This window comes from Runella limosa DSM 17973, from assembly GCF_000482465.1.
Taxonomy (GTDB): domain Bacteria; phylum Bacteroidota; class Bacteroidia; order Cytophagales; family Spirosomataceae; genus Runella; species Runella limosa.
Genome location: NZ_AXVJ01000025.1, coordinates 81,668 through 94,726, shown reverse-complemented (window position 1 = coordinate 94,726; position 13,059 = coordinate 81,668). Strand labels below are relative to the sequence as shown.

The following is a 13,059-nucleotide window of genomic DNA, read 5'->3' as shown; positions in this document are numbered from 1 at the left end:
TTAAAAGGTATTTTTTCAATGAACATAGAAGTAGTTCACCAATTGCCGAGTCCAGTTCTGGCGGAGGTTTATCTTTTTTGCCAAAATGATTCTTTAGCCGACTATTTGGCGCAGTTTCCCCATGCTGATTTTCTAATTCAGGATTTTAAAGCTGATTTTAAACAAACCCAGTTGGTGTATGGCGACAACTCAAAAACGTACCTACTTGGGTTGGGTAAATCGCCAAAACCAGCCGATTATATCAAAGCGCTGAGGTCTTTCTTTTTTAACCAAAAAAAGAAATTACCAGATGCAGTTGCATTGCACGTCCAAGGATTGACTGCGAGTGAAATCGAGGCTGTAGTCAACGGACTTTGGTTGGGCGATTACGATTTAGGTTTATACAAAACAGATAAGGCGGCAGAGCCTACGTTTTTTGAACGTAACTCACAACTGTGGTTATTGGTAGAAGAAAAAGACGTGGATTTGACTACTCAAGCAGCCCAAAGTGGTGTAGCGACGGCGCAAACCCAAATTCGGGTGATGGATTTGATGAATGCCCCTTCAAGCCATAAGTACCCTCAAGTGTTGGCCGACTGGGCCGTTTCGTCTGGGAAAACCCACGGATATTCGGTGCAAGTTTTTAATGAAAAACAATGTGCGGAAATGGGCTTGCACGCCTTGTTGTCGGTGAGTGCTGGTAGTAAAAACCCGCCCCGTTTTATTGTAATGGAATACAAACATCCAGCCGCTTCCAAAACCATTGGACTTGTAGGAAAAGGAGTGACTTTTGATACGGGTGGTGTTTCGCTGAAGCCTTCCACCAATATGCACTACATGAAGTCGGACATGGGCGGGGCGGCTGCGGTACTAGGTACGATGGAGTTAGTGGCAAAATTACAATTGCCAGTCAATGTAATTGGGGTTATTCCTTCGACCGAAAACTCAATGGATGGGCTTGCCATCAAGCCTGGAGATGTGATTGGAAGCTATTCGGGCAAAACCATTGAAGTGATTGATACCGACGCCGAAGGTCGATTGATTTTGGCCGATGGCCTGACGTACGCGCATCGTCATTTTGAGCTAGATACCATTATCGACTTGGCAACGCTCACGGGTAGCTGCGTAGCTACGCTTGGCTATGCCGCAGCAGGCTTATTTACCAGTAATGATGCCCTGGCGCAGAGTCTGTATGAAAGTGGCATGACAACGGGCGAAAAAGTGTGGCGTTTGCCTATTTGGGATGATTACAAAGACGAGCTAAAGTCGGATGTTGCCGATGTGAAAAACTACCATGGAAAGCCCATAGCGGGAGCCATCGTAGCGGCAAAATTTTTAGAAGTTTTTACGAACAATCACCCTGCGTGGGCGCATTTGGATATTGCAGGTACGGCCTTTGCTGACTCAGAATTTGGAAGCATGAAGTCGGGGACGGCCTATGGTGTTCGATTGCTGATTGATTGGCTGCGTAATCAAGTAAACGGATAAGTTTTGGTAATTCAGGCTTGTTCTGTTAGCTTTAAGCGTAAAATGGTTTAGACGTAAAAATTACAATGAGTATGAAGCTAACGTTACGCAATCTATACGCTGTTTTGTTGCTAGTCGGTATTCACCAAGCTCATTCCCAACAAGTTCATCAGCGTTGGGAAGTAGGAGCAGGGCTTGGTCTGTCGGGCTACCTAGGTGATTTGAACAAATCAGATTTTTTTTCGCAAGAACCTAAAGGAAGCGGAGGGGTTTTTGGTCGTTATCACTTTAATCGGAGTTGGGCGCTTCGCGGTGCCTTAACGTTTGGTACATTGTCGGGCAATGATGCTAATTTCGAAGACCGCAAAGTGCGCGGTTTTTCAACGCGTTCGCCCCTTACCGACCTTTCGGCCATTGTAGAATATGACTTCTTGGGGCGCCAACGTTTCAAATACGATTCCACCGCTTTCCAAGTGCGTTTCAAACGCCGATTGTCACCTTACTTGTTCACAGGAGCAGGTTTAGGCTTTACCAACCCCAAACCTAATTTTACGGGCACTGCCACAACGCCCGACATCTACCGACAAGGCGCGATAGCGGATCAAGCGGCTAGTTATTCCAAATCAAACTTTGTCATTCCTTTTGGAGTAGGTGTACGTTATGACCTTGCCGAACATTGGGTATTGGGTGCTGAGGCAGGTTTCCGTTTGGCATTTTCTGATTATTTAGACGGTATCAGCAAAGGCGCAAATCCTAGTCGTGATGATCGTTACAAACTTTCAACGGTGTCTATTGCGTATCGTTTTGACAAAAAAGACACCGACCGCGATGGTATTCCTGATGAAAAAGATGCCTGCCCTACCCAGCCAGGTTCAGTCAAAATGAATGGATGCCCTGACCGTGATAATGACGGCATTGCTGATAAAGACGACGATTGCCCAGATACTTTTGGCTTGGCAGCTTATAAGGGTTGTCCTGATACCGACGGCGATGGCATTCGTGACAAAGACGATGCTTGTCCTGATGTGGCAGGTTTGGTAGCGTTACAAGGTTGCCCCGACCGTGATAAAGATGGTATTGCTGACAAAGATGATGCCTGTCCTGACGTAGCAGGTTTGGCCAAATTTAAAGGATGCCCTGACACTGACAAAGATGGTATCGAAGATAAAGAAGACGAATGCCCGACGGTTGCAGGAAAAGCCGAATTGAAAGGTTGTCCTGACGCCGACGGCGATGGTATTGCCGACAAAGATGACGCTTGCCCTGACGTAGCAGGAAAAGCCGAATTGAAAGGTTGCCCTGATACTGATGGTGACGGCATTGCCGACAAAGATGACGCTTGTCCAACAGTAGCGGGTGTGGCAGCCTTTGGAGGTTGTCCTGATACTGACGGAGATGGTGTAGAAGATGCCAAAGATCGTTGCCCTGACGTTGCAGGTAAAGCTGAGTTTGAAGGTTGTCCAGACGCCAAAACGTTGAAAGCAATCATCAAAGCGGAAGAGAAGAAAGCGAAACTTGAAGCCGAATTGGCCAAAAAACAAAAAGGAACGGTTGACCCTACCAAAGTGGTGGTTGATTTCAAAGTTGAGCCTGTATTGTTTGAGTCAAACAGTGCGGTTATTCAGTCTCAATACCAAATGGTTCTTGATGAAGTAGCTAACACAATGGCGAAAAATCCAACGTATAAATTGCAGTTGTCGGGTCATGCTGATAGCAAAGGGGCACAAGCACACAACCAGCAATTGTCTGAAAAACGAGCCCAAGCGTGTTTTGAATACTTACGTACGAAAGGTGTGGATGCAACTCGGATTATTTTCCGTGGCTTTGGTGAAAGTTTACCAGCAGCGAGCAATGCCTCAGAAGATGGTCGTCAACAAAACCGCCGCGTGGAAGTAAAAGCGTTTCGTCAGTAATAGCTTATAATAACTGCATCGTTAAAAAGTCGGACAGCCAACAAGCTGTTCGACTTTTTGCGTTTTCTTGTAAAAAACTCAAAAGAATGCGTTCTCTTGCTTTAACTTGTTGCCTGAGCTTGCTGCTAGTTACAAAATCAATGGGCCAAGAGCGCATAGAATTTGGGGGATTTGTGGGCGGTTCAGGTTATTTGGGCGACTTAAATAAATCTGATTGGTTTTCTAAAGAACCAAAAGTTGGCCTAGGTGGCTTGGTTCGTTACAATGCGTCGGATTTCTTAGCGGTGCGTGTTTCTTTGCTTTTTGGGTATTTGTCGGGGCGAGATAGCCATTACGAAGACCGCGCATTTCGAAATTTCTCAACCCAATCACCCATTTCCGAAATTGCATTTCAAGCCGAACTACACATTTTGCCTTTGGTGCAACCCCGTTTATCCCGCTTTTTTCAATCGACAGTCTCGCCTTTTATATTTGTCGGTTTAGGAGGGGCGCATACGCGGCCAGCGCCTGATTTGGAAAACATGATTGTGCCCAAGCCCGAATTTATAAAAGGCGCTGAAATTGACCAAAACGCGGTATATAGCCCCTATCATGTAGTTGTTCCTTTCGGAATGGGGATAAAGTACCGCCCGCACATTCGCTGGACGTTGACGCTGGAAGCAGGTTTTCGTTTGACGTTTTCTGATTACTTAGATGGCATAAGTCATGCCGCAAACCCTAAAAAAACGGATAGGTATCAGTTTTGGGGCATAACGGTAGCGTATCGCTTACCCAAACGTGTGGTTGGTTTTAGAAATCGAAATCCGTTACGGTGTACAACAAATCCTTATTAGTATTTCTTGAAAAAAAGTGATTTTGTATGTTGTTGATTTTTAGTGATTTGTAAAAAACTTTCAAAAAAGTTGTAATTTTTTTTCATCAAACACTTGCGTCATATAGTGAAACGCGCTACTTTTGCACCACCAAATAACACTTGAACGGCACGCCGAAACAAGTTTAACCAAAACGCGAAAGTAGCTCAGCTGGTAGAGCGCGACCTTGCCAAGGTCGAGGTCGCGGGTTCGAACCCCGTCTTTCGCTCAAAGCACCGCCGAAAACGGTGCTTTTTTGTCAAAAAGGGATACCCCTGCCGAGGTGGTGGAACTGGTAGACACGCAGGACTTAAAATCCTGTGAGCCGAAACGCTCGTACGGGTTCGATTCCCGTCCTCGGTACCAACTAAAGAAGCCTAAATTGCAACAATTTCAATTTAGGCTTCTTTTTTGCTTTTGAAGAATGAAAATAAATGCTAATCCTAAGGATAGTATTTGGTAAAAATCATAGTTGAGCCTGGGTAGCACAGAAAAAAGAATCGGTATCGAGGCCACTCGATACCGATTCTTTTGATAAACCAAGAATTTAACGCTGCTTTCCTGTTAGAAAAACAACCCAACCGTTCCCGTAAAATTAAGCGATGTAACGTTAAGTTTGGCAGAGAAATAATTGGATGGGTCGCTAAGTTGATAAGGCGAATACGCATCCTTTGTCTGTAAATAAGTACCTGCCAAATCAACATAAAAACGCTCGGTACGATAACCGAGTCCGCCTGAGAATTGAATTTTTGAGCGGTCAAGGCTGCCTTCTACGTTGTAATTTTGACTGTAGGCATTGGGGAAGAAGCCTACTCCCGCCCGCACTCTAAATTTATCCAGACGTGCTTCGCCCCCTACACGGAGATTTACGACGTTGTTGTACGACGATTGAATGATACGTTTGTTGTTGGCCTTAAACTGATTATCGTCGGAAGTGCTAATGCCCATCCCTTTATAATCCACGTACTCGGCGCTACCTGTGATAAATCCTTTTTTGCCAATAAAAATGGTAATCCCTCCATTTGCTCGCAAGGGAGTGCGCATTTTATACTCAAAATCGTAAGGCTCCAGATTGACCCGATTCGTTACAATTTGATCAAAGGCTTGCTGTCCTTGCGCATTTGTTACGGGGTTGCCGTTGGCGTCAAAGACGGGGACGCGGTTGTTAAGGATGTCAATCCCAACTTCTTCCTGATAGGTCATTTGGAGATTGCTAAATGTTGGGCTGTGGATAGATGCCCCAAGTTGTAGCATCGCGTTGGGCTTATAAATAACCCCTACTGAGGCAAAAAGGCCACTTCCTGAGATGTTTACATCCTCGCGGTAGTCTAATCCCCTGAATGCGCCTCCGTTGACAAAGCGTTCGGTGTAATTGTTTCTACGGATGAAGGTATGACGAGAAAAACCGCCCGAAACGCCCAAATAAAGTTTGTCGGCATAGTTGCCTGCATACGCAAAAGTCCACTGAGAAGAACCACCCGAAACTTCGATGTTACCACTTTGTTCAAACGACGCTCTCGATAGTGGAATAGGCCGACGGTAAGGGCCATTGTCCGATAAAGCATCTATTTGGTATAAATTATAAAAGGCAGATTCAATTGAGAAAGGGCGGCTGTTGTTGTATTCGTCCTCAAGGGTTTTTACGGACAGTCCAGTAGCCAGCTCGGCGATATTGTCAATCATGGAGCTGCGATTATTGGTTCCTCCATACGTAATCATGTTATTGGCATTTACCTGGCGAGAATAGCTAATTCCAAACGAGGTACGACGCCATTCGCGGTTATAACTTTGTGGGCTTCCTGCTAAAATAAGCGAGAACTGCGAGAGATTTGGATTTAACTTTTGGTCACTCCGAGTATTTCCAATATAAGAAGCTTCGTTGCTAATGTTATAAAAAGTAGGGCTAAGGCTAATTTCGGAACGATTGAAAAAAGCAATCCCCGCAGGGTTGCCAAAAATGTTGCTGGCGTCACCACCTAGCGATGCGTGGTTTCCTCCCACTCCTTGAAAACGAGCAGTGCCGTTTTGGGTGAGGTTAGATAACTGCATAGCGGTATTAGAGTACAAGCGACTTTGGGCGTAGGTGTGGGAAGAAGCTGCTAATCCTAGCAAGATTCCCCATACGATTGGACGGTTTTTCATGGCAGGTAGAAAAAAATGTTAAACGTACATTTATAATAATTCATAAAAAACCTCGCTACTGGTGTAAATAGCGAGGTTTGAGTATTTCAACAAATGTAAATACATTCTTGAAAATTGAAGGTTCTATGTTAAAAAAAAACGCGTATTTAGTGATTAGCGTGGACCGCGTGAACCTGAGCTTGACGAGCCGCTTGAGCCACTGCTGCTTGAGGATGAGCTGCCGCTAGATGAACTACCGCTACTCCAGCTACTAGAGCTGCTACTACGAGACGCTCCGTTGTCGCTCCAACTGCTCTGACGACTGCTGTTGTTGTTGTTCCAGCTATTATTGTTTGAATAATTGCTGGAATTGTTGTTGTACGACGAGCGTTGGCTGCTACCGCTGCTGCTTGATTCACCGTAACTACGGGTGGCGCCACCGCGAGTACCTGACGAATAAGAACTTGTGCCAGTGCTTCCCGATGAATATGAACCACCGCTAGTTCGCCCGCCAGCGTTGGATGAGTAGCCATCATAAGAGCGATTCGAGCCACCGCGTGGGCGAGAATAGTAAGAGTCGCTTGATGACGATGAGTTACTATTGTAGCTTCCTGTGCGGTCGGTAGGGTCATATCCTTGGCGACGGCCTTGATTGGTATAGCGTGCGCTGTTATTACTATTGTTGTTGTATGCGTTAGATGAACGATCAACACGGTTGTAGTAATCAGTACCAGGGCGACGGCGAGCATCTACAATTTGAATATTGTTGGTTGGGCCGTTATACCAAGCATTATTGTTCCAGTAGTTACCACCGCCATAGAATGAACTGCCGTATCCACCGTATCCATAGTATGGTGAGTACCCCCAAGGCGAATAGAATGAATTGTAACCAAAAGAATTTCCCCAAGGTGAATAAAATGGGTCGTTCCAAGCGTATGCAGATGATCCCCAGCTATTCCAACGGTAAGGATTGTAAAAACTGTTATACCCCCAATTTCCGAAACCATAACCTAATCCAAGCATCATTGGAGAGTTCCAACTATTCCAAGTATTGAACCCGCTACGCCAAGGTGTATTCCAGTAATTGCCCCAGTTGAGGTTGTTATAGGCAGAACTATAACCATCCGCAAAACCTGCGTTGTAGCCCGCATTAGGGCCAAGGTTACGGGCAATGCCGCGCGAGCTCAAGTAAGATTCATCATAATAATCCTCTTGGCTGTTGTTATTGTTAGTAGAACCCTGACCTGCATAATAGTCAGGATTGAGGTTACGAACATCAGCGGGTTGTTCGGTTGAGCGACTGGCCATTGCTACGGCTGCGCTTGACGAATTTCCGTACAAATCGTCGTATTCGGCATCATCTTGGGTGGCGTATTGTTTGGAGCTGCAACTCCACAATCCCATCAGGCCAAGCGCCGATAAAAGGGTGAGTGAACGAAGGGTTTTCATGGTGTTCAAAATGTTTTATGTTCAGTTAGAAATCAGGCCCTGCTACCTATAAAACGTTATTTTGATGGATTCTGATTCAGTTTCGACACAAATTTAGGATAAAAAAGTATCTTTGCAAGGATTTTTTATAAAAAAACTAATGGGTTATTATTAGTAAAATAATTGAAAATCAAAGAATTATAAATGTCAACTTCACACTCAATACCACAAAATACTGATAATTAGCATTTAAAGCGGTATAAGTGTGTAAAATACGTTTAAGCCTTTGACTATCAGTGCATAAAAATTAAAAAATTTTAAATTGGTAGAAGGCGCATTCGACAATTAAAAAGAGGAAAAAGTCAACTAAGTGACTGTAAAGTTCAAGAGTAAACCTGTAACAAATACTAACGATGGCAAACGCGATTCCGAGCCGTGGCGATAATTATTCTGAGTGGTACAACGAATTAGTTAAAAGAGCAGATTTGGCCGAAAATTCGGCGGTAAGAGGGTGTATGGTGATAAAGCCATACGGTTTTTCTATTTGGGAAAAAATGCAACGAGCCCTTGATGATATGTTCAAAGAAACGGGGCATACCAATGCGTATTTTCCGCTTTTTATTCCCAAATCATATTTGAGTAAAGAAGCAAGCCACGTGGAGGGTTTTGCCAAAGAGTGTGCGGTCGTAACGCACTATCGCCTCAAAAATGCCCCAGATGGGAGTGGGGTAATTGTGGATCCAGATGCAAAACTAGAAGAAGAGCTAATCGTGCGCCCAACGTCAGAAACGGTGATTTGGAGTACGTATAAAAACTGGATTCAGTCGTACCGCGATTTGCCATTGCTGATTAACCAATGGGCGAACGTCGTGCGTTGGGAAATGCGTACGCGCTTGTTTTTACGCACAGCCGAATTTCTTTGGCAAGAAGGACACACGGCGCACGCTACGGCCGACGAAGCCATGGCCGAAACCCGTCAGATGTTGGAGGTATATGCCCGTTTTGCTGAAGAATGGATGGCAATGCCCGTGATAAAAGGTTACAAAACTGCCAATGAGCGTTTTGCTGGTGCTGAAGAAACATTGTGTATCGAAGCCATGATGCAAGATGGAAAAGCCCTGCAAGCAGGAACGTCGCATTTCTTAGGACAAAATTTTGCCAAAGCATTTGATGTAAAATTCCAAAGCAAAGGCGGTGGCTTAGAATACGTGTGGGGTACTTCTTGGGGGGTGAGTACACGTTTGATGGGGGCGCTTGTCATGGCACATTCGGACGACTCAGGCTTGGTTTTGCCTCCAAAATTGGCGCCAATTCAAGTGGTCATTGTGCCTATTTACCGCAACGAAGAGCAATTAGGCCAAATTTCTGACAAAGTGAAAGAGATTATGAAGGGCTTAAAACGCATCGGAATCAGTGTCAAATTTGATGATTCGGATGCAAACAAACCTGGTTGGAAATTTGCTGAATATGAACTCCGTGGTGTGCCCGTTCGGTTAGCTATGGGGGCGCGCGATTTGGAAAATGGTACGGTTGAAATTGCGCGTCGTGATACGAAAGAGAAAACGACGGTTTCGCTCGAAGGAATTGTGGAATACATTGAGCAGTTGTTGGAGGATATTCAGAAAAATATCTACCAAAAAGCACTGGCATTCCGCGAAACAAATACCCACAAGGTGGATACTTACGAGGAGTTCAAACAAGTTCTTGACGAAAAGGGAGGATTTGTATTGGCTCACTGGGATGGTACGTCTGAAACCGAAGACCGTATCAAAGACGAAACCAAAGCCACCATTCGTTGTATTCCATACAATGCCCCAGAAGAAGAAGGAACGTGTATCCTGACGGGTAAACCTTCAACGCGTCGGGTATTGTTTGCAAGGGCTTATTAAGAATCATTTAATTCAAAAATAAATAACATGAGTGTAGCAAAAGCAGGTGATACCGTACAGGTACACTATAAAGGGACGTTGACCGACGGTACGTTGTTCGACTCGTCAGAAGGTCGTGAACCTCTGCAATTTCAATTAGGCTCGGGCATGGTGATTCCAGGGTTTGATAACGGGATTCAAGGAATGACCATTGGTGATAAAAAAACTGTACATATTCCAGTAGAAGAGGCATACGGGCCAGCGCAAGAAGAGCTTATTTTGCCCTTTGAACGTTCTGAACTGCCAGATGATATTCCGTTTGAGATTGGGATGCAATTGAACATGCACCAAGACGGAAATCCACAGCCGATTCCTGTAACGGTGGTGCAAGTAAACGAGACTCAAATTATCGTGGACGCAAATCACCCACTTGCTGGGCAAGATTTGGTGTTTGAAATTGAATTGGTAGGAGTCAACTAAGCGGACGAAAACCAAAAAAGCGAAGTCCCACCGAGGTTTTTAATCTTGGTGGGACTTCGCTTTTTCTGCAACAATGGTTATTTCTTTTGGGCGTATTTTTCGTTGATTTTTTGGTAAAGTTGGGAGGGGACTTTCGTCTGAACGTCGGGAAGTTGCGGACGTGGTCGTACCCAGTCTAAGTAACCTTTGCTCCAAGCATAGGCCAAACCCAAAATAAGAACCCCCACAAATACCGACATTTCTACCAGCGAAAACCAGCCCCAAAGACCATCGGTTTGGCGAATGAGGTTTTCTTGCCCAAAAACGACTGCCCACGGAAAAAGAAAAATAAGCTCAACTTCAAAAAGAAGAAAAACGATGGCAATGACGTAAAAGCGCACATTAAACTGCACATTGGCATTGCCAACAGGGTCTTCCCCTGACTCGTAGGTCGTGAGTTTTTCCTCGTTTGGTCGGTGAGGGCGTATTACTTTGGCAAGCGTCAACATGATGGCAATAAGCGCAATCGCCGCGAAAATAAACAAAAGGATTACCCCAAATTCTGAAATCATAGTTGTGTCGATAGCACGTCTGTACCTTCTCGAAAGTTTCAAATTTTCGAGAAGGTGATGGTATGAATTATTTTACAAAAAGCATTTCGCGGTATTTGACAAGCGGCCAGTCTTCATCGTCGATGAGTAACTCCAGCTTATCAACCTCGTAGCGAATTTTTTCAAAATAGTCTTTTACTTCTGAGCCGTATAAAACGGCACGCTCGACGAGGTCTTCCGTATTATTCGCTTTTTTTCGGGCTTCGGTCATCGCGTCCACTGATTGCTTGATGGTCAAAACTCGTTGAGATACTTCCCGAATCAACTCCTTTAGTGGTTGTGCTTCTTCTGTTAAATCTAGCTCTACCAGTGCCTTGGCTGTTTGAGCCAACTGAAACTGATATTTTACAGTGGTTGATACGACGTGGTTGAGGGCCAAATCGCCAATCACCCGTGACTCAATCTGTACTTTTTTAATGTAATTTTCGAGCTCAATCTCATAACGTGCGTGTATTTCACGTTCGGTCAAGACGCCCATTTTTTCGAGCACAGCAATCGCCGACGGTTCAATGTACTTCTCAAGCGCAACGGGGGTAGAGGCGATATTTGTCAGACCACGCTCGGCAGCTTCTTGGATCCAATCTTCAGAATATCCATTTCCCTGAAACAAAATACGCTTAGAATGGCGGTAGTAGTTTTTAAGAATATCGACAATCGCCAATTCTTTTTTCTCCCCAGCTTCGAGGCGCACTTCGAGTTCTTTGCGGAACTCTTGGAGTTGGTTGGCCACAATCGTATTGAGAATAATCATTGGGGAGGCGCTGTTGGCACTTCCTCCGACGGCGCGGTACTCAAACTTATTTCCTGTAAAAGCAAATGGCGACGTACGGTTGCGGTCGGTGTTGTCGCGCATAAGGGGAGGGGTGCGCGTAATTCCCAGTTTATAAAATACGTTGTCTCCTTTTTCAAGCTGAATTTCCCCACGGTTTTCAAGCGTTTCGAGCAAGCGAATTAACTCATCGCCTAAGAAAATGGAGACAATCGCAGGCGGAGCTTCGTTGGCGCCCAAGCGGTATTCGTTGCCAGCGGAGGCAATCGACGCCCGCAGCAAATCAGCGTGGTCGTGAACAGCCTTCACGGTATTCATCATAAACGTTAAGAAACGAAGGGTTTCTTTGGGTTTGCTGCTAGGTGCTAACAGGTTCACACCTGTGTCGGTCATCATCGACCAGTTGTTATGTTTTCCACTTCCGTTGATACCCGCGAATGGTTTTTCGTGGAAAAGAACCTTAAAGTTGTGCTTTTCGGCTACTTTGTGCATCAAGTCCATCAACAGGGCGTTGTGGTCAATGGCTAAGTTGAGTTCCTCAAACGTAGGCGCACATTCAAACTGTCCTGGGGCTACTTCATTGTGACGGGTACGCACGGGAATCCCCAATTTCCATGCCTCGTACTCAAAATCAACCATAAACGCATTTACGCGGGGTGGAATAGAGCCAAAGTAGTGATCTTCAAGCTGTTGACCCTTAGCAGGTGAGTGGCCAAAAACTGTCCGCCCCGACATCATCAAATCAGGACGGGCATAATAAAGGGCTTTGTCAACCAAAAAATATTCTTGTTCGGCGCCAAGTGTGGCGGTTACTTTTTCCACATTACGGTCAAAATAATACATCACGGCCGTGGCGGCTTTGTCGAGTACATGAAGGGCGCGTAAAATGGGCGTTTTGTAATCCAATGCCTCACCTGTATAAGAAATGAAGACCGACGGAATACAGAGTGTTTTTCCACCTGCGCCATTGTCCATCAAAAAAGCGGGCGAACTGGGATCCCAACCCGTATAGCCTCGTGCTTCAAATGTCGCACGTAAGCCCCCGCTTGGAAACGAAGAGGCATCGGGCTCTTGCTGAACGAGGGCACTGCCTTTAAATTTTTCAATGGCTTTTCCTTGGGCTGTCACGTCAAAAAACGCGTCGTGTTTTTCGGCAGTTCCGCCCGTTAAGGGTTGAAACCAGTGGGTGTAATGTGTTGCGCCTTTGGAAGTTGCCCACGATTTCATGGCTGCGGCTACTTCATCGGCAATTTCACGGTCAATGCGTGAACCAGATTTTATCGCATTGGAAACTTTATAATAAGCTTCGGGGGTTAGCAACGATTTCATAACGTCGTCGCTGAAAGTATATGAACCGTAATAATCGGCTACTTTATCGCTTGGGGGTGTTACACTGATTGTTGCGCGGTTATGGGCCGTTTCAAGGGCCTTGAATCTCATATTTGCCATAAATGAAGTATCGGGTAATTAGAAATGAAAATCAACTGTTTTTGGAATAGGCACCAAACATATATTTTTTTTGTTTGATTGACAAAGTTATGGGTTTCCATTGAAGGATTTGACGAATATATGGATTGTTTGTCGCCCAAACGA

The 13,059-nt window shown here is 45.1% G+C and carries 9 protein-coding genes and 2 tRNA genes; 7 read left to right on the top strand and 4 right to left on the bottom strand.

Annotated features, from left to right (window positions below; translation table 11 throughout):
- The first annotated feature begins 18 nt into the window (after window positions 1-18).
- From K339_RS0100450 to K339_RS0100425, 5 genes are all read left to right on the top strand, one after another.
- On the top strand, window positions 19-1,467 hold the full coding sequence (locus tag K339_RS0100450; protein WP_028521837.1) for a leucyl aminopeptidase family protein: 1,449 nt from the start codon (window positions 19-21) through the stop codon (window positions 1,465-1,467).
- Window positions 1,468-1,538: 71 nt separating this feature from the next.
- Complete coding sequence (gene porG / locus K339_RS0100445) at window positions 1,539-3,359, top strand: type IX secretion system protein PorG (RefSeq protein WP_028521836.1); 1,821 nt, start codon at window positions 1,539-1,541, stop codon at window positions 3,357-3,359.
- Between the two features lie 86 nt (window positions 3,360-3,445).
- On the top strand, window positions 3,446-4,192 hold the full coding sequence (locus tag K339_RS0100440; RefSeq protein ID WP_157607426.1) for a DUF6089 family protein: 747 nt from the start codon (window positions 3,446-3,448) through the stop codon (window positions 4,190-4,192).
- A gap of 174 nt (window positions 4,193-4,366) precedes the next feature.
- A tRNA-Gly gene (locus K339_RS0100430) sits at window positions 4,367-4,439 on the top strand.
- 48 nt (window positions 4,440-4,487) lie between these two features.
- Window positions 4,488-4,576, top strand: a tRNA-Leu gene (locus tag K339_RS0100425).
- Between the two features lie 198 nt (window positions 4,577-4,774).
- On the opposite strand, the gene K339_RS0100420 is transcribed toward K339_RS0100425, so the two are convergent.
- Together K339_RS0100420 and K339_RS0100415 are read right to left on the bottom strand one after the other, a co-directional pair.
- Complete coding sequence (locus K339_RS0100420) at window positions 4,775-6,352, bottom strand: OmpP1/FadL family transporter (RefSeq protein ID WP_028521834.1); 1,578 nt, start codon at window positions 6,350-6,352, stop codon at window positions 4,775-4,777.
- Between the two features lie 153 nt (window positions 6,353-6,505).
- Complete coding sequence (locus K339_RS0100415) at window positions 6,506-7,780, bottom strand: hypothetical protein (protein ID WP_028521833.1); 1,275 nt, start codon at window positions 7,778-7,780, stop codon at window positions 6,506-6,508.
- Between the two features lie 392 nt (window positions 7,781-8,172).
- Here K339_RS0100415 and proS point away from each other — a divergent pair, with 392 nt between their 5' ends.
- Window positions 8,173-9,648 carry a proline--tRNA ligase gene (gene proS / locus K339_RS0100410; protein WP_028521832.1) on the top strand — a complete coding sequence of 492 codons (1,476 nt, stop codon included), beginning with the start codon at window positions 8,173-8,175 and terminating at the stop codon, window positions 9,646-9,648.
- Window positions 9,649-9,675: 27 nt separating this feature from the next.
- A complete protein-coding gene (locus K339_RS0100405; protein WP_028521831.1) occupies window positions 9,676-10,107 on the top strand; it encodes an FKBP-type peptidyl-prolyl cis-trans isomerase in 432 nt (143 codons plus the stop codon).
- A 77-nt stretch (window positions 10,108-10,184) separates the two neighbouring features.
- Here K339_RS0100405 and K339_RS0100400 read toward each other — a convergent pair whose 3' ends face one another.
- A complete protein-coding gene (locus K339_RS0100400) occupies window positions 10,185-10,658 on the bottom strand; it encodes an NADH-quinone oxidoreductase subunit A (RefSeq protein ID WP_028521830.1) in 474 nt (157 codons plus the stop codon).
- A 67-nt stretch (window positions 10,659-10,725) separates the two neighbouring features.
- Window positions 10,726-12,915, bottom strand: coding sequence for a glutamine synthetase III family protein (locus K339_RS0100395; protein WP_028521829.1), 2,190 nt, complete (start codon window positions 12,913-12,915; stop codon window positions 10,726-10,728).
- Between the last annotated feature and the right edge of the window lie 144 nt (window positions 12,916-13,059).

What these genes read in the sequence shown, in the direction of transcription:
- K339_RS0100415 (WP_028521833.1), bottom strand. Translation starts at nt 7,780, where the DNA reads ATGAAAACCCTTCGTTCACTCACCCTTTTATCGGCGCTTGGCCTGATG.
- K339_RS0100440 (WP_157607426.1), top strand. Translation starts at nt 3,446, where the DNA reads ATGCGTTCTCTTGCTTTAACTTGTTGCCTGAGCTTGCTGCTAGTTACA.
- proS (WP_028521832.1), top strand. Translation starts at nt 8,173, where the DNA reads ATGGCAAACGCGATTCCGAGCCGTGGCGATAATTATTCTGAGTGGTAC.
- K339_RS0100420 (WP_028521834.1), bottom strand. Translation starts at nt 6,352, where the DNA reads ATGAAAAACCGTCCAATCGTATGGGGAATCTTGCTAGGATTAGCAGCT.
- K339_RS0100400 (WP_028521830.1), bottom strand. Translation starts at nt 10,658, where the DNA reads ATGATTTCAGAATTTGGGGTAATCCTTTTGTTTATTTTCGCGGCGATT.
- K339_RS0100450 (WP_028521837.1), top strand. Translation starts at nt 19, where the DNA reads ATGAACATAGAAGTAGTTCACCAATTGCCGAGTCCAGTTCTGGCGGAG.
- K339_RS0100395 (WP_028521829.1), bottom strand. Translation starts at nt 12,915, where the DNA reads ATGGCAAATATGAGATTCAAGGCCCTTGAAACGGCCCATAACCGCGCA.
- porG (WP_028521836.1), top strand. Translation starts at nt 1,539, where the DNA reads ATGAAGCTAACGTTACGCAATCTATACGCTGTTTTGTTGCTAGTCGGT.
- K339_RS0100405 (WP_028521831.1), top strand. Translation starts at nt 9,676, where the DNA reads ATGAGTGTAGCAAAAGCAGGTGATACCGTACAGGTACACTATAAAGGG.